The 22,178-nt window shown below is 41.4% G+C and carries 19 protein-coding genes and 1 pseudogene; 16 read left to right on the forward strand and 4 right to left on the reverse strand.

Annotation, left to right across the window (positions count from 1 at the left end):
* The first annotated feature begins 86 nt into the window (after window positions 1-86).
* The 10 genes from IGI44_RS22780 (at window position 87) to IGI44_RS22825 (ending at window position 13,804) form a co-directional block, all read left to right on the forward strand.
* The gene (locus IGI44_RS22780) at window positions 87-857 is read left to right on the forward strand and encodes a Cof-type HAD-IIB family hydrolase (protein WP_438790193.1); all 771 of its coding nucleotides are present in this window, start codon (window positions 87-89) and stop codon (window positions 855-857) included.
* A gap of 263 nt (window positions 858-1,120) precedes the next feature.
* Window positions 1,121-1,891, forward strand: coding sequence for a Cof-type HAD-IIB family hydrolase (locus IGI44_RS22785; RefSeq protein ID WP_438790194.1), 771 nt, complete (start codon window positions 1,121-1,123; stop codon window positions 1,889-1,891).
* A gap of 102 nt (window positions 1,892-1,993) precedes the next feature.
* On the forward strand, window positions 1,994-3,238 hold the full coding sequence (locus IGI44_RS22790; RefSeq protein ID WP_438790195.1) for an MFS transporter: 1,245 nt from the start codon (window positions 1,994-1,996) through the stop codon (window positions 3,236-3,238).
* Between the two features lie 212 nt (window positions 3,239-3,450).
* Window positions 3,451-3,855 carry a pyridoxamine 5'-phosphate oxidase family protein gene (locus tag IGI44_RS22795; protein ID WP_438790196.1) on the forward strand — a complete coding sequence of 135 codons (405 nt, stop codon included), beginning with the start codon at window positions 3,451-3,453 and terminating at the stop codon, window positions 3,853-3,855.
* Between the two features lie 228 nt (window positions 3,856-4,083).
* Window positions 4,084-5,760: a potassium-transporting ATPase subunit KdpA gene (gene kdpA, locus IGI44_RS22800; RefSeq protein WP_438790197.1), complete on the forward strand. Its 1,677-nt coding sequence runs from the start codon at window positions 4,084-4,086 to the stop codon at window positions 5,758-5,760.
* Window positions 5,761-5,775: 15 nt separating this feature from the next.
* Window positions 5,776-7,806, forward strand: a complete 2,031-nt coding sequence (kdpB, locus tag IGI44_RS22805) for a potassium-transporting ATPase subunit KdpB (protein WP_438790198.1) — start codon at window positions 5,776-5,778, stop codon at window positions 7,804-7,806.
* Between the two features lie 16 nt (window positions 7,807-7,822).
* Window positions 7,823-8,353 (forward strand): potassium-transporting ATPase subunit C, encoded by a 531-nt coding sequence (locus IGI44_RS22810; RefSeq protein WP_438790313.1) that lies wholly within the window; start codon window positions 7,823-7,825, stop codon window positions 8,351-8,353.
* Between the two features lie 67 nt (window positions 8,354-8,420).
* The gene (locus IGI44_RS22815; protein ID WP_438790199.1) at window positions 8,421-10,982 is read left to right on the forward strand and encodes a DUF4118 domain-containing protein; all 2,562 of its coding nucleotides are present in this window, start codon (window positions 8,421-8,423) and stop codon (window positions 10,980-10,982) included.
* 11 nt (window positions 10,983-10,993) lie between these two features.
* A complete protein-coding gene (locus IGI44_RS22820; protein ID WP_438790200.1) occupies window positions 10,994-11,683 on the forward strand; it encodes a response regulator transcription factor in 690 nt (229 codons plus the stop codon).
* A 324-nt stretch (window positions 11,684-12,007) separates the two neighbouring features.
* The gene (locus tag IGI44_RS22825) at window positions 12,008-13,804 is read left to right on the forward strand and encodes a heavy metal translocating P-type ATPase (protein WP_438790201.1); all 1,797 of its coding nucleotides are present in this window, start codon (window positions 12,008-12,010) and stop codon (window positions 13,802-13,804) included.
* 81 nt (window positions 13,805-13,885) lie between these two features.
* Here the strand turns inward: IGI44_RS22825 and IGI44_RS22830 are convergent, their stop codons facing one another.
* A complete protein-coding gene (locus IGI44_RS22830) occupies window positions 13,886-14,863 on the reverse strand; it encodes a sugar-binding transcriptional regulator (protein ID WP_438790202.1) in 978 nt (325 codons plus the stop codon).
* A 267-nt stretch (window positions 14,864-15,130) separates the two neighbouring features.
* On the opposite strand from IGI44_RS22830, the gene IGI44_RS22835 reads away from it, so the two are divergent.
* The 6 genes and pseudogenes from IGI44_RS22835 to IGI44_RS22860 all read left to right on the forward strand — a co-directional run bounded on the left by IGI44_RS22835 (window position 15,131) and on the right by IGI44_RS22860 (window position 19,095).
* Entirely contained in the window at window positions 15,131-15,919 is a 789-nt protein-coding gene (locus IGI44_RS22835) for a sorbitol-6-phosphate dehydrogenase subunit (RefSeq protein WP_438790203.1), read from the forward strand.
* Between the two features lie 17 nt (window positions 15,920-15,936).
* Window positions 15,937-16,626 carry a transaldolase family protein gene (locus IGI44_RS22840; protein ID WP_438790204.1) on the forward strand — a complete coding sequence of 230 codons (690 nt, stop codon included), beginning with the start codon at window positions 15,937-15,939 and terminating at the stop codon, window positions 16,624-16,626.
* A gap of 30 nt (window positions 16,627-16,656) precedes the next feature.
* Window positions 16,657-17,130, forward strand: a complete 474-nt coding sequence (locus IGI44_RS22845; RefSeq protein ID WP_438790205.1) for a transcriptional regulator GutM — start codon at window positions 16,657-16,659, stop codon at window positions 17,128-17,130.
* Window positions 17,131-17,135: 5 nt separating this feature from the next.
* Window positions 17,136-17,687, forward strand: a pseudogene (gene srlA / locus IGI44_RS22850) (PTS glucitol/sorbitol transporter subunit IIC).
* A 32-nt stretch (window positions 17,688-17,719) separates the two neighbouring features.
* The gene (gene srlE / locus IGI44_RS22855) at window positions 17,720-18,712 is read left to right on the forward strand and encodes a PTS glucitol/sorbitol transporter subunit IIB (protein WP_438790206.1); all 993 of its coding nucleotides are present in this window, start codon (window positions 17,720-17,722) and stop codon (window positions 18,710-18,712) included.
* Window positions 18,713-18,729: 17 nt separating this feature from the next.
* Entirely contained in the window at window positions 18,730-19,095 is a 366-nt protein-coding gene (locus IGI44_RS22860) for a PTS glucitol/sorbitol transporter subunit IIA (protein WP_438790207.1), read from the forward strand.
* Window positions 19,096-19,176: 81 nt separating this feature from the next.
* On the opposite strand, the gene IGI44_RS22865 is transcribed toward IGI44_RS22860, so the two are convergent.
* From IGI44_RS22865 to IGI44_RS22875, 3 genes are read right to left on the reverse strand one after another with little or no spacing between them, the layout of a single operon-like run.
* Window positions 19,177-19,821 (reverse strand): hypothetical protein, encoded by a 645-nt coding sequence (locus IGI44_RS22865; protein WP_438790208.1) that lies wholly within the window; start codon window positions 19,819-19,821, stop codon window positions 19,177-19,179.
* A gap of 57 nt (window positions 19,822-19,878) precedes the next feature.
* Window positions 19,879-21,315, reverse strand: coding sequence for a HAMP domain-containing sensor histidine kinase (locus IGI44_RS22870; RefSeq protein ID WP_438790209.1), 1,437 nt, complete (start codon window positions 21,313-21,315; stop codon window positions 19,879-19,881).
* Window positions 21,312-21,995: a response regulator transcription factor gene (locus IGI44_RS22875; protein WP_438790210.1), complete on the reverse strand. Its 684-nt coding sequence runs from the start codon at window positions 21,993-21,995 to the stop codon at window positions 21,312-21,314. The genes IGI44_RS22870 and IGI44_RS22875 overlap by 4 nt, the downstream gene beginning before the upstream one ends.
* Window positions 21,996-22,178 lie beyond the last annotated feature (183 nt).

Genomic DNA, 22,178 nt, shown 5'->3' on the forward strand with positions numbered 1-22,178 from the left:
ATCTGCTGTTTAGGTTTTTTCTCATTGCTTAATTTGTGAAAGCGCTATATGATTTGATCAGAGAGCTTTGAAGAAGGGATGAGTTGATGAAAAGAATAGCGTTTTTTGATTTAGATGGGACACTTTGCCAAGGCAACACGTTGGTATTAGGTGACGGACTCGTTGAGGCGTTTGATCAGCTGCGGGAAAATGAGGTCCAGCCAGTTATAGCTTCAGGGCGAAGTTTATATGAAGTGAAGGAGCTGTTTCAAAAACTAAAAATTGAGAACTTCATTTTAGCCGGTGGCGGTTATGCTAGTTTATCTGGGAAAACAATCATCAACAAAACCTTTTCGAAACCAGAGATCGAGACAATTTTGGCGCTGACAGAAAAGCATGATTCGCCCATTGGTTACTTCAACCAGCAAGGCTATGCTGTGACGCGTCTTTCAGAAAGGGTAAAAGCACACGCAGTCCATATGGAAATCAAAGGATTAACGATCTCACCAGACTTTTATCAAACCAATGCGGTCAATTATATGAATTTGTATTTGGATGAGCAGACAGAGGCCAAAATCGACACCATTCTTGAGAAACTCGTTGATCGCATGCGTTTTTCACCTCTAGCATTGACCGTCTCACCTAAAAATGTTTCAAAAGGCAAGGCTGTTCAAATAATGCTAGAGCAACTTTCCGAGTTAGCTGTTGAGACCTATGCCTTTGGCGATAATGATAATGATGTATCTATGTTTCAAATCGTCGATCATGGGATTGCTATGTCGGATGCTACCGAACAGTTGAGAAATCATGCGACATATGTAGCGCGATCCGAACATGGTGTGTTGGAGGGATTGAAGTATTACGGACTGATTTCCTAGAAAAGGACTATTGCAACCTACTTTCGAACAATGGTATGATTTATTGTGAACTGGAAAACTGGAGCTAGGGTTCCGCTCAGTAGAGGACTGTGACCGAGGGCTTCATCTTTTACTAATCTGTAAAAGGCACCTATTGATATAAAAAATCCGAGGGGAAAGGTTCAGTGTATTTGTGGTGCACTGACTTTTCACTCGGATTTTTTTGTCTGAGAAAATCGTCTGTGTATCCATAAAAATTAACAACAATTGAAGGGATGACAGGAATGAAGAAACTTGCTTTTTTTGATTTAGACGGAACTTTGTGTTCAGGAGGAAGTCTGCAGGTAGATCAGGAGACGACCACTGCCTTTGATCAGCTGAGAAAAAATCAGGTACTGCCGATCATTGCTACGGGGCGCAGCTATTATGAGGTAAAGGAGTTATTGATGTTACTGCAAGCAGAACATTTTATATTATCCAATGGCTGCTATGTTCGTTTAAATGGAAAAGTAATTCAAAATGCGAAATTTTCAACACCAGAAATCGAGAGAATAATAAGGATTGCCAAGGAAAATCAGTTAACTGTCGGCTACTTTAATCAACGTGAGTTTGCGATCAATCAATTATCAGATGTTGTAAAAGAGCACATCGCGTATATGGGAATTCAGGAGATTCCAATCTCACCCGACTTTTACCAAACGAACCCGGTTAATTTTATGAATCTCTATTTAAATGAAGCGCTGGAGGAAAAGATTAGTGGAAAATTAGCATCGGTAGCTGATACTGTTCGCTTTGCTCCATTAGCGATTGATGTTCTGCCAAAAAGGGTCTCAAAAGGAACCGCCATTCAAAAGCTCTTATCTTCGATGGCAGGGACACAGATAGAAACCTATGCCTTTGGTGATCAAAACAATGACTTAAGTATGTTTCAGCTAGTGGACTATGGAGTAGCGATGCGCGACGGCACAGAACAATTAAAAGCCCATGCTTCTTACGTAGCTAAAACGGAAAAAGGCGTTTTGGAAGGGTTAAGGCATTATGGCTTGCTTTCATGAGAAGTACTAAAAGTATGATAGGACAATGCGACTTAAGGCGGATGCTCAAAGATTAAGAATTCGTTAAGCTAAGTATATCAATGAAAGAGAGTAGGAAAGAGTGTGAAAGGGAATAAAAGAAATATTACTTATTTAATGTTGGGGCAATTTATCTCTGTGTTTGGTGGGGCGATTTTACGTTTTGCATTGTCATTATTTGTTTTAGATGTGACAGGAAGAGCCGATATTTTTGCGACAGTTTTAGCAATCTCAAGTGTGCCTGTCTTATTTGCGCCAATTGGTGGAGCAATCGCGGATCGTTTTGATCGCAAAATATTGATGGTCTTGATGGATGTAGCAAATGCAATAATTGCAGGCTTGCTCTTTATAGTCGTGGGAACTTCGGAGTCTGTCTTAGGCATCGGTATTTTGATCTTTATTTTGTCGATCGTTGGTAGTTTCGATACGCCCGTAGTGGGTGCGAGTATCCCGCTGTTGGTTGAAGAACATGAATTGGAAAAAATCAATGGATTATCCAATGGGATTTTACAGCTATCGAATGTAGTCGCTCCGATTATTGGTGGAATTTTTTATGGATTGATGGGAGCTAAGCTGTTAGTTGCCAGCAGTATTATCTTTTTCGTGATTGCTGCGATAATTGAAAGCTTTTTGAAGATTCCTTTCCAAAAACGGGAACAAACCCCAGGCACAGTCATGCAAATATTAACGGCTGATCTAAAGGATGGGTTTAAAGAAGTTAAAAATAATCAAGTAATTTTCAAATCAATCGTAATTGCTGCAGCGATCAATTTTGTTTTAACATCTTTCTTTATCGTGGGCTTACCGGTAATTCTACGGATGACCCTGCAAGTTAATGACACAATGTATGGCATCGGAATGGGCGTCTTCAGTCTTTCTAGTATTGTTGGGGCCATTCTCGCGGGACCTTTGACCAAAAATTTGAAGTTCAACAATTTTTATCGGGTGTTTACTTACTCGGGTATTATCTTGGTGATTACGAATATTCTGCTTAGTATGACCAGTATTGGGGTAGGATTTATGGTCGTTCTCGTGATGGAAATTATCATTGGGATGATGCTGAGTGCCATTTCGATCTATCTGATCTCACTTGTTCAAAAAATCACGCCAAAAGAAAATCTGGGAAAAGTCATGGCAACGATTATTGCGGTTGCTCAATGCGCTGTGCCGTTAGGACAATTGTTAATGGGCGTGGTATTTAAAAATACCAGCACTAGTATTTTTATCCCTTTACTTTTAATTAGTGCCTTGGTTCTACTGATCTCTTTTGTTTGCTTTATAATGTTTAGAGAAACAAAAGAAAGTGATATTTATACTGTAAATGATTAAATTGGAAAATACGCTAGTCGTCGAAGGCAAGCGTATTTTTCTATAGCAGGAAATAGTATGAATTCATCAAAAAATAAAACAATTTATCTTCTTAAGTATATTAATTATTCAGGAATGTCAATTTTGATATCGATAAATAAAATATACATGTAGCTTTTTTTGCTTTTTTTATAATCTTTTGGAATACTTGTTTAAAAAAGGGATGAATAATAATGAATATTCAAAAGGAATTGCAAGCATTGGCAGATAAACAAGAATTGTGTTTTTTAGGCTCGATCACGGAAGAGGGTTATCCAATGATTCGTGCCATGTTGAAGCCGATAAAAATCGAGGAGAATTGTTTATTTTTACATACTAATACGTCATCAAAGAAGGTTCAACAGTTCTTGAAAAATTCTAAGGCTTGTTTATATTTTTATGATGCAAAAAATTTTACTGGGATCTCGCTAATAGGAGTGATGGAGGTACTATCCAGGGAAGCGGATAAAATTGAGTTTTGGCAAGATCAGTACCATATTTATTATGAGCAAGGTGAAGACTTGTCGGACTTCACTGTGCTAAAATTTACCTTTGACCAAGGTGAATTCTATCAGGATTTTCAGGTAACAACTTTTTAAAAAGGAATCTCTAAAAGACCATATAAAGATAGTGTAAAGAAACTGATGCAAGTTTCACACTATCTTTAGGTCTTTTTTTTTATGCTTACAGGGTAATGAAAGTGAGTCCCGCTTAAACAAAGTTTTGCGGGCTGAAAAGGAGAGAAATAAAGTGACGATTATTTTAGGAATCATTGGACTCTTAGTGATGATCTATCTTTTCTGGTTTTTATTTAAGGGGGAAGAGTTATGAGCAGTGTCATTTATCAAGGAGTATTTTTCTTGTTTGTCTTACTAGCACTGGCATTGCCATTGGGCTGGTACATCAAGGAAATTATGCAAGGAAACATTCCAAAAGGGGTGCGTTTTCTGCAGCCGGTGGAGCGTTTATTTTATAAAGTGATCGGACCCATTAGTAAAAAAGAAATGTCCGCTAAACGTTATGCGGCAAATGTATTGATACTGAGCCTTTCATCAATTGTGCTGTTGATTATAATTTTAATGACACAACACCTTATGCCGGGTGGTTCAGCGGTAAAAAACTTATCATTGCCATTGGCATTAAATACGGCGGTTAGTTTTGTAACGAACACGAACTGGCAGGCGTACGCGGGTGAGACGACTTTATCGAACACCTCGCAAATGTTTGGCTTAACGGTGCAAAACTTTGTTTCCGCGGGGGTGGGTCTCTCAGTTTTAGTCGCACTGCTTCGTGGGCTTTCGCAGGTTAAAAAGAAGGCTCTGGGAAATTTTTGGCAGGATTTAACGCGCAGCTTGGTTTATATCCTGTTGCCGTTATCAATCATTTTTGCCGTACTGTTGATCTCGCAAGGAACCGTGCAATCCTTCAAAACTGGGGTTTCTTATCAAGGGCTTGAGGGCAAAAGTCTTTGGCTTTACTTAGGTCCAGTAGCGAGTCAAGTGGCGATTAAACAGCTTGGAACAAACGGTGGTGGATTCTTTGGAGCAAATTCAGCTTACCCATTTGAAAATCCGACGATTTTTTCAAACTTTTTAGAGAATTTGGCAATTTTACTGATTCCAGCAGCATTGATCTTTGCTTTTGGTTTTTGGGTAAAAGATTGGAAACAAGGACGAACTATCATGATCGTTTCATTATTCTTCCTATTATTGGCTTTTATCGGTGTCGCATTTAGTGAGTACTATGGACCGGAATTTGCTCATGTACTTGGCTCGACGAATTTAGAAGGGAAAGAAGTGCGTTTTGGTGTTGGTTGGTCGAGTTTATGGTCAGTTGGGACAACGGCTGCTTCTAATGGTTCGGTGAATGCCATGCTTGACAGCTTTACACCGTTAGGCGGCGCGATCCCGATGTTCTTGATGCAACTTGGCGAAATAATCTTTGGCGGTGTCGGCAGCGGTCTTTATGGCATGTTAGCCTTTCTATTATTAGCAGTTTTTATTGCTGGGCTTTTAGTGGGACGAACACCGGAATATTTAGGGAAGAAAATCGAAGCCTTTGATATAAAAATGGCAAGTCTCGTTATTTTAGCACCATTAATGCTGACGCTCTTTGGAGGGATGGCATTGGTTTTACATCCAGACGTGTTGAGCTGGTTAAGTAATCGCGGTCCCCATGCATTTAGTGAATTGCTATATGGGGCAACCTCTTTAGCAAATAATAATGGTAGTGCTTTTGGTGGGCTATTAGCAGATACACCATTTATCAATGTACTAGGTAGTTTGCTAATGCTTGTTTCAAGATATTTACCGATTATTGCGATTCTTTTCCTAGCTGAAAACATGGGCAGTAAGAAAAGAGCAGCATTAAGTTCGGGGACACTGTCTACAGTCAGTCCGACTTTTGTATCTATGTTGATTATTGTCATTTTAGTAATCGGCGCATTGAGCTTCTTGCCAGCACTGGCATTAGGTCCGATCGCAGAATTCTTTACGATGAAATAGATGGAGTGAATGAAAATGAAGAAAATCTATCAATGGGCGGTGGGTCAATCTTTTAAAAAGTTAGACCCGCGCCAACAAATTAAGAATCCTGTCATGTTCGTTGTCTATTTGGGAGCCATTATCACAACGGTGCTCTGTTTTTATCCGATGGGCGTGCCGATATGGTTCAGTATTTCTATCACAGCATTTTTATGGTTAACGTTGCTCTTTGCTAATTTCGCTGAAGCTGTGGCAGAAGGCCGCGGAAAAGCACAGGCTGATAGTTTAAAGCAGGCAAAGAAAGAAGTCATGACCTACAAAATAAATAGTTTGGCAGATATTAAGGAAGAAAATTTCATTGAGTTGAGGTCTTCTGATTTAAAACGAGGTGATTTGGTCTATGTTCGTGCGGGAGAACAAATTCCAGCCGATGGTGACGTAATCGATGGCGCGGCTTCTGTCGATGAAAGTGCCATCACAGGTGAATCCGCTCCAGTAATTCGTGAATCTGGTGGTGACCGTAGTGCGGTTACAGGTGGCACAACTGTTGTTTCAGATTATCTCGTGATTCGTGTAACTTCAGAAAACGGACAGTCTTTCTTGGATAAAATGATCGCGATGGTAGAGGGTACTCAACGAAAAAAGACACCAAATGAGATTGGAATGCAAATTTTCTTGATTACCTTAACAATCATTTTCTTAACGGTTTCGATTACCTTGGTGCCGTTTACCGATTTTAGTAGTCAGTTATCGGGAAAAGGTGAAGCTTTATCGCTGATCATCGTTATCGCTCTATTGATTTGCTTGGCTCCAACGACGATTGGTGCATTGATTTCCTCTATAGGGATTGCTGGGATGAGTCGCTTAACGAAGGAAAATGTGATTGCGATGAGCGGTCGCGCAATCGAAGCATCAGGTGATGTGGATGTTCTTCTATTAGACAAAACAGGAACCATAACACTAGGAAATCGTCGTGCCAGCGAATTTTTACCAGTGAATGGTGTCAGTGAGGAGCAGCTTGCCGATGCGGCACAATTATCTTCTTTAGCCGATGAAACGGCAGAAGGCCGCAGTATCGTGATTTTGGCAAAGGAACGGTTCAATTTGCGGGAAAGAGAATTTCAACAATCGGAAGTAAAATTTATTGATTTCAGCGCCAAAACACGGATGAGTGGAATCGATTATCGTGGTGATGAGATTCGTAAGGGTGCAGCAGATACCATGAAAAAATATGTTCAGTCAAAAGGCAAAACGTATCCTGCTGAATGTGACGAAATTGTTGACAAAATCGCGCGCGCTGGCGGTACACCATTAGTTGTAGTTAAAAATGACCGTGTAATGGGAGTCGTCTATTTAAAAGATATTGTAAAAAATGGTGTCAAAGATAAATTTGCAGATATGCGTAAAATGGGGATCAAAACAATTATGATTACGGGTGATAATCCGTTGACTGCAGCGGCAATCGCGGCAGAAGCAGGGGTAGATGATTTTCTGGCGGAAGCAACACCTGAGAACAAAATGAATTTAATCCGTGATTATCAGGAAAAAGGTCACTTGGTCGCTATGACAGGGGATGGGACCAATGATGCGCCCGCATTAGCCCAAGCGGATGTGGCTATGGCGATGAATACAGGGACCCAAGCCGCTAAAGAAGCAGGAAATATGATTGACTTAGATTCTAGCCCAACCAAACTTTTGCAGGTGGTGCAGATTGGGAAACAATTGCTGATGACGCGCGGAGCACTGACAACCTTCAGCATTGCAAATGATATCGCCAAGTATTTCGCAGTGATTCCCGTCTTATTTTATAGTATTTATCCGCAACTTGATCGTTTGAATATCATGGGGTTAGGAAGTCCGTTGACGGCGATTTTATCCGCTGTTATTTATAACGCAGTAGTAATCATCGCATTGATTCCATTGGCACTGAAAGGTGTGAAGTATCAGGAAAAACCAGCTAGTCAGATTTTACGTCACAACTTATTGATTTACGGTCTGGGCGGAATTGTTGCACCATTTATTTTCATCAAGCTTATTGATGTCATACTTTCGCTGATTATCTTATAAGGAAGGAGCAGGAATGATGAAAAGAAGTATTCTAAGTAGTATACGCTTTCTGATCTTAAGTTTAATTGTTTTTGGAGGATGCTATACGCTAGCGATTACCGGCATTGGTCAACTATTCTTTTCAGATCAAGCAAACGGTAGTCAAGTAATGAAGGATGACAAAGTCGTGGGTTCAAAGCTGATCGGCCAAACGTTTGATCAGGATAAGTATTTTTCAGGACGCAGCGAGAAAGTTAGTCAGTTATCCCCTATTTCTGAGGAACAGATACAGTTAGTTAAAAAACGGACACAAGCGGAATTAACGAAAAATCCTACAGAGAAAGAGGTGCCGAATGATTTAGTCACAGCTTCGGCTAGTGGAGTAGACCCCAATATCAGTTTGGCTGCAGCAGAGTTTCAAATCCCCCGCATTGCCAATGAACGTGGGGTTTCCAAACAAGTTGTTCATAAAATAATCAACAAGCAGGTGCAAAAGGACTGGTTTTCTGATCGGCGCTATGTCAATGTTTTGCAGTTGAACCTCGCTTTAGATAAACTAGAAGTATAATACGAACGAATTCTCTAACCGCAGATGATGGTTAGAGAATTGTTGTGCATAGGAAGGAGGAGGGCAATTGGAAGAAAAGCCAAAAGGGGATGGCTGTCGTGGTCGTTTGCGGGTATTTTTTGGATTTGCTGCTGGAGTAGGAAAAACGTACAGCATGCTGTCGGAAGCTCATGAATTATTACTGATGGGTAAAAATGTCGTTGTTGGCTACATTGAACCTCATGATCGTCCAGATACCAATCGATTATTGGAAGGCCTGCCACAAATTCCGCCAAAAAAAATTATTTACAAACAAATGATTTTAACGGAACCTGATATTGATCAAATAATTCAGCAAAAACCCGAAATTGTTTTGATTGATGAGCTGGCACATACAAACGCTGAAGGCTCGCGAAACCGTAAACGATATCAGGATGTCGATGAACTGCTGAATGCAGGAATCAATGTCTTTACAACAGTCAATGTTCAACATATTGAGAGTTTGAACGATATCGTTGAGGAGGTTACGGGTATTGAAGTCAAAGAAACGGTACCAGATACGTTCCTGCAGCAGGCGACAATTAAAGTCGTCGATGTAGAGCCGGATGAATTAATTGAGCGATTAGAGCAAGGAAAAATTTACGCCAATGAAAATGCGAAACGTGCGCTGCAAAATTTCTTCATCCCGCAAAAACTAGATCAACTGAGGGGATTAGCGATTCAACGTGCCTCGGATCATATTAACCGAATCAGTGCCAAAACAATTGGGATTCAAAGCAAGCTGTTGACAGTAGTAAATGATGTTTTTCCTAAAATGACAGAAAAATCAATTCGCTGGACAGCTCGTTTAGCGCAGGGATTAGGTGCGGATTGGACAGTGATTCAGATTCGTACCCAAGAAAATACACCAACCAATATCCCCTTGGCGGAAAAGTTAGGGGCTGAAGTGATTAGTATTGAAGAAGATGATAGTTTTGAAACGATTGTCGAGTTTGCAAAAATGACAGGTGTTACGGACATTATTATGGGAAAAAATCTTCGGCAACCTTGGTATGAAAAAATTTTTGTTGAAGCGTTTGATGATCGATTATTGAAGCGATTAAATGATACGGAACTTCATCTGATACCATTTAATGAAGAAAAACAATCACTCTTTCTTAAGACTCGAAAGGTGATTGAAGGCGGCGGAAAAGATTTGGGTATCGCTTTAGGCGGCGTATTTTTGGCGACCATTGTGACCGAGTTGATGCAATACATTCATATCGGGGATCAAAATCTAATGTTGATTTATATCTTTTTCATCTTATTAGTCGCACGAATGACCTCTGGTTACTTTTGGAGTGCACTTGCTTCTATTTTAAGTGTCTTGTCTTTTAACTGGTTTTTTGTCGAACCTCTGTATTCGTTGACCGTTTACAAGCAAGGGTATCCAATCACATTAGTAATTATGTGTTTGGTTGCGATTCTGATCAGTAATTTGATGGTTCGCTTAAAGAAACAAGCGGAAAGCTCGATGGAAAAAGAGCATCAAATGGAAATCCTCTATGAGCTCAATAAACAATATGTACTGGCAGACAGTCGCAATCAAATTTTAGATATTTCAGCGACCTATTTATCCAGACTGTTGGAACGAGAGGTGATTTTGTTTGATCGCCAAGCGATGGTCGAAAGTGTTCATTGCGTCGGCGGGAAAACCTCGATTTTAAGCACAAAGGAAGAAGCCGCTGTTGCTTTTTGGACTGCTAAGAATCAAAAGGAAGCAGGAAACGGCACGGATACGCTGATCGGTGCTAAGGGATTTTACCTACCTATCATTGCCAGTGGAAAAACGCTAGCAGTATTAGGAATTGAACGCAATGCGGGATTAGATCTAGAAAATGATCAACTCAATTATTTAAAACTAGTTTTAACTCAAATTGCTGTTATTTTGGAACAAACTGAATTGAAGAATGAGAAGGAACAGGTAGAATTAGAGAATGAAAGAGAAAAAGTTCGCAGCAACTTATTACGCGCTGTGTCTCATGATCTCAGAACGCCGTTAACTGTTATTTCTGGTATCGCCGAAACGTTAGGTGTTGGTGCTGATTTAAAAGAAGAAACGCGGCAAAAACTATTGAAGGATATACAAGAGGAATCTCAATGGCTGATTCGAATGGTAGAAAATCTATTGTCCATCACACGTATTAATATGGATACGATGAAGGTCAACAAAACAGCAGAACCAGTGGAGGAAATCATCGAAGCGGTCTATCAGCATTTAAAAAAGGTCTATCCAGAGGGACAAGTTACGCTACAGTTGCCAGAAAACGTGATTTTCATTCAAGTAGATCCGATCTTGATCGAACAGACCCTATTCAATTTAGTGGAAAATGCCTTTCGCCATGGTGAAAAAGCTCGACCAGTCAAGTTGACTGTACATCAAGAAAACAATCAAACAGTCTTCGAGATCGAGAATTACGGAGAGATCCCATTAAAGCAATTTGAGAAAATTCAAACAAATTTATCTAGTACAAATGAAGTACCGGTGGATTCGAAAAATGGATTAGGCATCGGCTTGAGCATTGTCAAAACGATTGTCCATGCTCATAATGGGACCATGGAAATGACTGTTGGTGAAGGGAAGACGCTTGTCAGAATTTATTTGAAGTGAGGAGGATGTTCATGAAGCCTGCTATTTTACTAATTGAAGATGATCCGAATATTACGGATTTTATGGAGGTTGTTTTAGACCAGCAATGTTACCAGCTAACGGTCGCCAATACGGGGATGGAGGCGTTGACGGCATTTCAGACCACTTCGATTGACCTAGTTTTATTAGACTTAGGGTTACCCGATATTGACGGCATCGATTTGTTAAAAATTTTACGCAAAAGAATGCATTTGCCGATCATTATCATTTCCGCTCGAAACAACGAGGCAGAAAAAGTCAAAGCATTAGATTTAGGTGCGGATGATTACGTTACAAAACCATTTGGCACCAATGAACTGTTAGCAAGAATTCGCACAGCTCTACGTCACCAAAAAGTGCAAGCAGAGACTGTGTCCGTTGTAGAAAACAACGCCTTGAAGATTGATTTCGACAGACAATTAGTTTATAAAGAAGGACAAGAAATTCATTTGACTAAAAACGAGTATCGGATTTTGGCCTTGATGTTTCGACAAATAGGCAAAGTGGTCACCTATCAAACCCTGATGACTGAGGTCTGGGGGCCCTATAGCGATGATTCGCAAACCTTGCGCGTGAACATGTCTAATATACGAAAAAAAATTGAAAAGGATACCTTAAAACCCGAGTATTTAATTACTGAGATCGGTGTAGGATATCGCCTGCGGGATCACCGCGCGGAGTAAGAATAGTATCAGTCGAAGAAAAAGCAATGGAATATTGGCATTATCATTTGCCTGTTTTCCATTGTTTTTTTGATTGATTCATGAAACAGTTATTGAAGTTGGTTAAATAAATCCTGATCAATTAGTAATGAGAACAGTATTCAGGTTTCTTTCTTTGAAATTCTTATAAAGTGCTCTTTTTTGATAGTTTTTATTATACTAATTATAAAAAAGAATAGATCTGTTGTTGTGAATAATGATTATCTTTCTCATTTAGATGTTTCTGTTTTCAATTAGAAGTATACAGTGCTAGTCTAAAAATGAAGAAAGATGGAGGCATAGAATATGAGTAATTTAAAGAAGTTTTTATTAACTGTGACAGTTGGGATTGTTGCTTTGATTTTAGAATTTGGGTTTCACCAAGCACGAGTCGCTTTTTGGCTGATAGCCATAGTTGGCGGGATTATGACAATTTCTATGCTGATCGGCATGGTACAAACACTTCGTTCAGGAAAATATGGGGTTGATATTTTAGCTATTACAGCCATTGTTGCTACGTTATTAGTGGGCGAGTATTGGGCAAGCTTAATGGTTTTGGTTATGTTAACAGGCGGAGATAGTCTTGAGGATTATGCAAGCCATCAAGCGGGTCGCGAATTGCAGTCGCTTTTAAATAATTCACCTCAAATCGCGCACCGGATCGATGGAGAAGAAGTTACAGAGCTGAAGGTTGATGAGGTTCAGGTTGGGGATACGATCTTAGTAAAACCAGGTGAGCTGGTTCCGGTTGATGGGCGAGTAATTGCAGGTGAATCGTTTGTTGACGAGTCTTCCTTGACAGGGGAATCCAAACCAATAGAAAAGCAGATAAACGACGAGTTGATGTCTGGATCAATCAACGGTGATGCCGCATTACGGTTTAAAGTGACAAAATCTGCAAAAGACAGTCAATATCAAACATTGGTAAAATTAGTTCAAGAATCTGAGGCCAAACCGGCTCATTTTGTACGTTTAGCTGATCGATACGCGGTACCTTTTACTCTTATTGCCTATATTATTGGCGGAATTGCTTGGTTTGTATCAAAAGACCCAGTACGCTTTGCGGAAGTATTAGTAGTGGCCTCTCCTTGTCCACTGATTTTGGCTGCACCTGTGGCTTTAGTGGCCGGTATGAGCCGTTCAAGTCGCAATGGGATTGTCGTAAAGACGGGGACAACGATTGAAAAGTTAGTGCGGGCAAAAAGCATCGCTTTTGATAAAACTGGGACATTAACGGAAGGCAAATTATCTGTTGAGGAGATAAAGGTGGTTTCTGAAAACATTTCGAGAGAAGACCTAGTGATCTATGCAGCTAGTGGTGAACAAGAATCCAGTCATATTTTAGCCCGCTCATTAATTGCTTATGCAAAAGCAGAAAAGCTTTCTTTATTACCTGTAGCAAACCTTGAGGAAGTTACTGGTCAAGGGATTCAAGCAATAGTCGAAGACAAGGAAATTCGTGTAGGAAAAGCAGCCTTCGCTGGTTCTAATACCGAGTTGAGTAGTGAAAAAACAGCTGTTTATGTATCGATTGCTGGTCAATATGTTGGGTACATTACTTTTACAGATATTGTTCGTGAAGAATCAGCGGAAACCATCAAAGAGTTGAATCAATTGGGAATCACAAAAACAATTATGCTGACGGGGGATCATCAATCCATCGCTAAACAGATCGCAGAAGAAGTGGGGATCTCTGAGGTACATGCTGAGTGCTTACCGGAAGAAAAGATCAACGTGATTAAGACTTTGAGTGATGGAGATCGTCCAGGGATTATGGTTGGGGATGGTGTCAACGATGCACCTGCGCTTGCCGTTGCGGATGTCGGAATCGCGATGGGGGCTCATGGATCAACTGCTGCTAGTGAAAGTGCAGATGCAGTTATTTTGAAGGATGATTTGAGTCGTGTGTCCGAAGCTGTTCGTTTGTCACAAGATACCATGCGGATTGCCCGCCAGTCTGTATTGATTGGGATCGTAATTTGTGTCATCTTGATGCTGATCGCAAGTACTGGAGTTATTCCTGCATTGCTAGGCGCAGCGCTTCAGGAGGTAATTGATACGGTTTCAATATTGTCAGCGTTAAGAGCAAGAAAAGATCGATAAAAACAATCAACACCTCTGATTCAGTTCTTGAGAAGTGAGACAGAGGTGTTTTTTTTGTACAATAACCCAAAGTCGGCTTCTTTATTGAAATTGTTGATAATTCTGATCCTTACTCCTTTTCAAAACCTCTAGTATCGTCTCTTTGTCAGTGACCAAGGTATTAATGAAGCCTGACTTAAGTATAGCGGTTAGCGGTGCGGCTTTTTTCTTACTTTGGACAACGACAATCGAGTGGGGAACATCCTTAAGTGTTGAGAGATCGATACCGATTTTTCGTTCGTACTGATCATTTTTTATGATCTTACCCTCTCGATCAATAAAGGTGCAGCAGCTTTCAGCCGCCGCATCGTATAGCTTCATTTCCTCCATATCCGCAGGCGTCAGCTGCTCATTCCAGTATTTCAACGGTTGCTTATAAGGCTCACCGACGCCGATCAACGCGATATCCAGCTTCTCCCAATAGGCTTTGATTTCTTCGAAGTACTTTGCATTGACAATGTTATTTCGGGTCTCTTTATCTTCTTGTACGGCAGTTGCATTGATAAAAATACTTTTTCCATCGTATTGTTTCGCAATCTCATAAACAACAGCATTGACATGATAACGAGTGCTTGAATGACCAGGTGCGCCAACCAGCGGAACAAAAATCGCATCTGTGCTTCGATTAACAGTGGTACTTTCGATCATATATTCAATCGTTTTCCCTGAAGCCAGTCCGACAATACTGTCATTTTGAATGATTTGTCGTAAATGAATCGCGGCTTCTTTAGCGACGGATTTGCATTTCTCTGTTTCGCTTAATTTTTTGCTGTGATTAGCGATGATCACATTTTTCAATCCATACTTTTCTTGGACATAGCGTTCTAGCTTAATTAGGTTGGTATATTCATCATTTCTGATCTCGATCTTGACGATTTCCTGTTCCTTGGCTTCATGCAAAAGTCGGCTGACAGTTGCTTGGTTGATGTTCAATTCTTTAGATATCTGACTTTGCTTTTTTTCCTCTATGTAATAAAGGTAAGCAACCTTGATCAACAGCTTTTCCTTATTTTTGTCCATGATCTACCACCTCACTACTATTGTAAGGGAAGAAAATAGAAAAAAGAATGCCTCTACCAAATTTATCCAAATGGCATAAATATGCATGATGAGAAAAGGCGCATGCTTATGAAATGCAATGATATCAAAGCTTTCCAGTTTTTTTTCTCAGATAGTCACTACTTTCCAGTTTCACAAACGAAAAATATTCTGCAATAATTTGGGCAAGAAAATGATTTGTTTGGCCAAAAACATTTTTTTACGAATAGCATTCAGGAGGCGAAGATAGTGGAAATTAGTTTAAAGGACAAGGTCGTAGTCATTACTGGCGGGTCCTCAGGCATTGGCAAAAGTATCGCGGGATCGATGAGGGAATGTTCGGCACAGACAATCGTTATCGATTTGACGATTCCATCTGAAAAAATGGAAAGGGTTACATATTATGCCTGTGACGTTAGCGATGGACTAGAGGTACGGCGAACGATCCAGCAGATTATAGAAGCATTTGGCACAATAGATGTTTTAGTCAACAACGCCGGAATCAACAAACCGCGCCTGTTGGTCGATATTTATGGAAAAGATTCCAATTATGTTTTGACGGAAGAGATTTACGATCAAATCGTCGGTGTGAATCAAAAGGGCGTATTCCTCTGTTCCCAGGCAGCTGCCGAAGTGATGGTGAAAAAGCGATCCGGCGTGATCATCAACATCAGCTCTGAATCTGGCATGGAAGGCTCGTTGGGGCAAAGCTGCTACGCCGCCACAAAAGGTGCAGTGAATTCCTTCACTCTTTCCTGGGCAAAGGAACTTGGACCATCAAATATTCGCGTGGTGGGCGTGGCACCAGGGATCAATGAAAAAACTGGAATGACGTCACCGGAGCTTTACGAGGCTTTTGCTTATACGCGAAATGTACCGATCGAACAGCTTGATACCGGCTATGAAAAAGCGATTCCTTTAGGACGTTTAGGAAAGCTATCAGAAATTGGGCAACTAACCGCATTTTTAGCATCCGATCTCGCTAGTTATATTACAGGAACCACGATCAATATTAGCGGCGGAAAATCACGAGGATAAGAAAGGACAGAACAAATATGAACTATTATATCGATACAGCAGATTTTGAAACAGTCAAGCAGGCATTTGACTGCTTACCTGTCGCAGGAGTAACGATGAATCCGACGATCATTAAAAATGATTTGAAGGGAAAGAAAGTTGCCTTTTTTGATCGAACCCATCAAATTCGGGACTTTATCGGAGAACAAACACCGTTTCATATCCAAGTGATCGGCGAGACCTTCGAAGATATGATCAAGGATGCGGAGCGTCTGCAAAATGAAGTTGGCGGCAATCTATTTGTAAAAATTCCTGCATGTCCAGTCGGCTACAAGGCGATGCGGGAATTAACTGAACGAGGTATCCAGATCACCGCGACGGCGATTATTGATGTCAATCAAGCCCTATTGTCCGCTGCTTCAGGAGCAAAAGTCGTCGCGCCATACGTCAATCGTATCAGCAATATCTCAGGAGATGGGGATCAGGTCTTAGCGGATATCGTGAAGACCTTCGCGTTTTCGGATTATGAGACGCAGGTAATTGGGGCATCCTTCAAGAGCGCCCTGCAGGTAGAAAAAGCGGCCATCGCCGGTGCATCTGGAGTCGCTTTGGGTTTTGATGTTCTTCAAGCCTGTGCCAACCATGTGTTGACAGAAACGAGCGTTGCTCAGTTTACGAAGGACTGGGAAGCTACGTATGGCGAAGGAACGCTCATGTGTGATTTATAGCCTTACAAATCATAGCAGGGAGGAGAAAAAATGATTTACTTCATTGGAATATTAGCGATCAGCGCATACATTCTGCAAGTCCTTTTAGGCATTCGACAGTTCAAGTATTTTAATCGTCAGCTTCGGCAAATGAGAAGCAAGGGACGAGTAGCAATTGGTGTGAATAAGGGCCGGATCGCATCGGGAACGATCATTTTATTTGCTATCGATGAACAATTTCAGATCCATGAAGCCAAAAAGATGCAGGGAATCAGCAGTTTTACGATGTTTAAACCTTTTACCAATGTCGTTGGTCAGAACCTGTTAGAGCTGACTAAGGAGCATCCAGCATTGGCTAAAGAAAATAAGCTGACTCAAAAAGCGGTCATACATGCGGTTGAAAGCTGTCTCCAACCTGAGCCAAAAACGGAAAATAACTATCAACCGATGTATTCACTGGAAAATCTAAAATGGACGGTAAAGAATCAACTGCTGCTATGTAAGCAAAGAATAAAAAGGAGCTGAGTGTTTTGGATATCATTGTACGTTTTGCGGAAAGTTTTATGAACTTGTTTCAGCTTGGTGGAAAGACCTTTATCAGTTGGATGACCGGGATCGTTCCCGTTGTCTTGATGCTGCTGGTTTTGATGAATACATTGATCGCATTTTTAGGACAGGACAGGGTAGAAAAATTGGCGGGATTATCTTAAAAAAATCCCATCAGCCGTTACTTGATTTTGCCATTTCTATCAGCTTTTATGTTGGGCAATCCAATGTGCTTGTCAATGGGGCGTTTCATGCCGGAATATTACAAACCGAGCTTTTACGCGGCGACCTCACACTTTTGCCATACCAGTAATGGCGTATTCCCGCATATCAATCCAGGTGAGCTGTTCGTTTGGTTAGGGATCGCGGCCGGGATCGAACAGCTTGGACTTAGCACCACAGAGCTAGCGGTGCGTTATATGCTGGTTGGTCTAGTCATGAATTTCCTTGCAGGCTGGGTGACTGATTTGACGACCGCCTATGTCTGCAAAGGCCAAGGAGTTAAGCTGTCAAAAGAAGTCAAAATTCAAGCTTAAGAAGAAATTACTTTTGAAAGGAGAACAGCAAGATGAGTAACTATCATTCGATTACCGTAACGAAAGGTTCTGGCGGCTACGGCGGACCGATCACGATCACACCAACGAAGGAAAAGAATAAGTTCATTTATATCACAGGCGGCGGAGAGAAGCCGGCCATTGCTGATAAAATTGAGGAATTGACAGGAATGGAATCTGTGAATGGCTTTAAAACCTCAATTCCAGACGAAGAAGTTGCACTGGCGATCGTAGACTGCGGCGGTACACTCCGCTGCGGAATCTATCCCAAAAAAGGGATTCCCACGATCAACATCATTCCTACAGGGAAAAGCGGTCCTTTGGCGGAGTTCATTAAAGAAGACATCTATGTTTCTGCTGTGGGGCTAAACCAGATTGTTTTAGCTGCAGAAGAAGAAAAACAATTTGAACCAGCTGCGTTTGAAAATGCCATCAGTGAACCTGTAAAAGAAAAGAAAACCGTCGAAGAACCTAAGAAGACCAGCTTTATCGCGAAGATCGGGATGGGCGCTGGGAAGGTCGTTGCTACGTTTAACCAATCTGCTCGTGAAGGTGTGCAGACGATGCTCAATACGGTTATTCCGTTTATGGCCTTCGTCTCGTTGTTAATCGGAATCATTCAGGGATCAGGTGTCGGTGATCTCTTTGCTCGAATCATGACGCCTCTGGCTGGAAGTATTTGGGGCCTGATGCTGCTAGGATTCATTTGTTCGTTGCCGTTTTTGTCACCGCTATTGGGACCTGGAGCAGTTATCAGTCAGGTGATTGGAGCGCTGATCGGCGTAGAAATCGGAAAAGGGACGATCCCGCCGCAGTTTGCATTACCAGCATTATTTGCCATCAATACGCAAAATTCATGTGATTTCATTCCGGTGGGGCTGGCACTTGAAGAAGCAGAGGTTGAAACGGTAGAGGTCGGAGTGCTTTCTGTCTTGTACTCAAGATTTCTAACGGGCGTTCCTCGGGTAATCGTGGCGTGGCTGGTCAGCTTTGGATTGTATCAATAGAAAGGAGTGGATAAAACATGGTTTATTTTGAAACAACCATCGTTGAAATCGGTGCTTTGGCAGCAGAGTTTGAATCAGAAAGAATGCTGATTCTTTTCGGAAGTGAAGCACCAGAGGGGTTGAAGGACTATTGCTATAATATTCAAGCGAAGCCGTTAGAGCAAGAAATCAAGGCAGGTGACCAGATTGTTTTTGATGGGAACGAGTACGAAATTACCGCGATCGGAACAACTGCGAACGAAACATTTAAACAGTTGTATCATATGACGATCAAGTTTGATGGAAAGAAGACGCCCGATTTGCCAGGAACGATGCATGTAGCAGCAAAAGATTTCCCCGTATTATCAGTGGGAACAACCATCGACTTCAAAGAAAATAGTTGAGAAAAAGACGTTTCTAATTCGCTCGGCCACACGGAGCAAATTAGAAACGTCTTTTTATTAGTGGGACATCAATGTCCCATTTTAATGATGTTGACCTTGATGTCCACCCGTACGCTTAGGGGTGTTATTATGATGGACACGATTTTGCTGCTGTTGAGCCGGCGCCTGATTTTGCGACGTTTGATTGGTAGATTGCTGATGCTGCCGAATTTGCTGTTGTTGAATCGGTTCTTGCTGCACAGGTTGCTGAACCTGCTGCTGGCTCTGTTGTGCTTGAGTGGCTGGTTGATTGGCATCATTCTTTACCTGTGCAGAATCATCCCTCCTGTTTTGCTGGGCGTACTGATTACCGGTACCATCCTGTGGTTGGACGCTATAGGCAGTTGTAGTCGGTTCAGCGGTTGGCGCAGGAGTCGCTTGTGTTTGCTTTGCGGCATAACTTGGACAATCAGCGATTCTTGGATGGTCAGCGCGACCCGACCCAGTCCCATCCTGTTTGCCATTTCTTGGTCTAGTGGTTCTGTCTTCATCTAAACGATCGAGAAGACGATCCTGTCGCAAAGGGCAATCTGCTCTTGAAGTTTTATAAATGTTATCAATCGTACAGTAGCGTAGATTTTGAACGTCTTGAACCGTTGCGGCGGCTTCTGCCTTTATTGCGTTGAAGCCCAACATACCAACAAACAACAATGAAGCTATCATCAGTTTCTTTTTGTGATTTCTCATGAGTGATCTCCTCCTTCAACTGTAGTATAGGAAGAGAATGTGACAAAAGTATGGCAACTATGCAGAAGGCAATAAAATTTTGATCAAAAATTGTTTTTCCTTTCCTTCTGCGGTGATTTGTCCCTCATGACGACGAATTACTTGCTTAGCGATGGCTAATCCAAGCCCAGTTCCGTTCACATTTGTACGATTCTGCCGTTGAAAGGACTCAAATAACTGCTCCGGATTCTCGACCACATCATGGCATTCGTTGCTTACATCAATTTCCAGCATGGATGGATTAACCGCAATTCGAACAGTGATCGATGAATGCTCCGGTGCATATTTCGTCGCATTATCCAGCAAAATTTTAATGACTTGTGTGATCCTCAGATAGTCGGCATGAATCATTTTTGGTTCATTCAGTTCATTTTCTAGTCGAACTTCTTGGTCTTTTTCCTTCAAGACTAGTCGATAGCTGCGGAGGGCGTCGTTGATACAGTCCAAAGGATCAACGAGCTCCTTTTGCAGGTGAAATTCGGTTGATTGCAGTCTGCTCAGCTCTAATAAATCATTGATCAAGCGCTCCAAGTTAGTGCTTTCCTTTAGTAGCTGCAGTAGATAGTCCTTTTCTTCCTGTGTACTTAAATAACCGTCGGTGATCGCCTCCAGTGAACTTTTGATCACCATAACAGGTGTCCGTAATTCATGGGATATTTGGGAAAGAAAATCCTTTTCCGATTGTTCCTTTCGATCACGAGCCGAACGGGCTTCTGCTAATCGTTGGCTCAACAGGGTCAGCTGATCACCTAATTCCTGCAGCTCATCTTTTGTCTGAATCGTTAAAGCTTTTTCGTAATGTTCATTTGCCAGCTCGTTTACGTATCCCCGCATCGATTCGATCGGTTTAACGAAGCGTTTGGACAAACGCCAAGCCAGAAAACTCGCAATGATCACAGCACCAACGAGACTCAATAACAGCATTAAATAGCCAGACATTTGATTTTGATGGATGATATCGACCTTTGAACGAATCAAGACCACAGCTGCCACAGAATCATCCGTTATGACCGGAGTGGCAATCGTTAATTCTTGTAATTGAAACAGATTCCGTTTTTTTGCTACCTGCATTTGCTTTGTCTCAAAGGTAGCAGTGACTAGCTTTTTCGCTTCATTCGGCGGATCTGTTTGGTTGCTGGGACTGTCGTGATGAGAAGAGACAATCGGGTTCATGCGAGTATCTAATACCCAGACTTCTTCACCAGCGATTTGATTGAGAAAGCGTAAAAAAGCACCATATCCACCCATCCCACCGCTTTGTCCCATTTTCGTGCCAGAGCTGAAATAGTCGGTCAAGGTATCACTAATCAATTCGCTACGGTGGGTCAATTCTTCTTGATGCAGATCCTCTGTCTGTTTTGCGAACAGCACTCCAAAGAAAAGAGCGATCATGGTAGCAAAAATCAGCAATAAACCAACAAATTGCTGGATTAGTCGTGTTGTGATCTTTTTCATGAGTGAACCTCGATTCGATAGCCTTCACCCCAAACGGTTTCAATCTGACAGTCGGTAACGCTAGCCTTCTTCAATTTTGCCCGCAGCCGCTTGATATGGCTATCGACAGTCCGGCTATCACCGTAATAGTCGTATCCCCAAACGGCGTCCAGTAAATTATCGCGGGTAAAGACTTTATTGGGATATTTTGCAAATAGAACCAGTAATTCAAATTCTTTTTTAGTCAATTTGATTTCCTGCTCATTTCCAATCGCTTGGCGCTTTTCTAGAAATAAGCGAAGAGAGCCTAAAGACAATTGAGTAATTGTAGGTTCTTTTTCAAAATGGATTCTCCGCAAAATCGCCTTGATCCTTGACAGGACTTCCTTGGGTGAGAAGGGCTTGATGATATAATCATCCGCTCCGATCTCTAGTCCTAAAATACGATCTGCATCTTCTGATTTGGCGGTAATCATAATGATCGGTACCGTTGATTTTTCGCGAATCTGTTGACAGATCGTAAAACCGTTAACATTTGGCAGCATAATATCCAGCAGAACAAAATCAACTTGGTTTTGTTCGAAATAGGGAAGGGCATCTTTGCCATCATGAATCACTGCAGTTTCATATTCTGCCTTGTTCAAATAACGGGTTAGAACATCGACGATCTGCTCATTATCCTCAATAATCAAAATTTTCATACGAATCCGCCCTTTATTCTGCATTTACCGCAATTATATCTTAGAAAGAGAGCAAAAATAAAGAACGAAAGTGGTTTCTTTGCATGGTATCATTAAAGGGAGTAGGGGAATGCAGGATTGAGTCTCTTGCGGTTCAAATCTTTTGAAAGCGTTTTTCGTTATGATAAACTGATTCTGTAATGA

Source organism: Enterococcus sp. DIV0756 (assembly GCF_051710745.1).
GTDB lineage: Bacteria > Bacillota > Bacilli > Lactobacillales > Enterococcaceae > Enterococcus_A.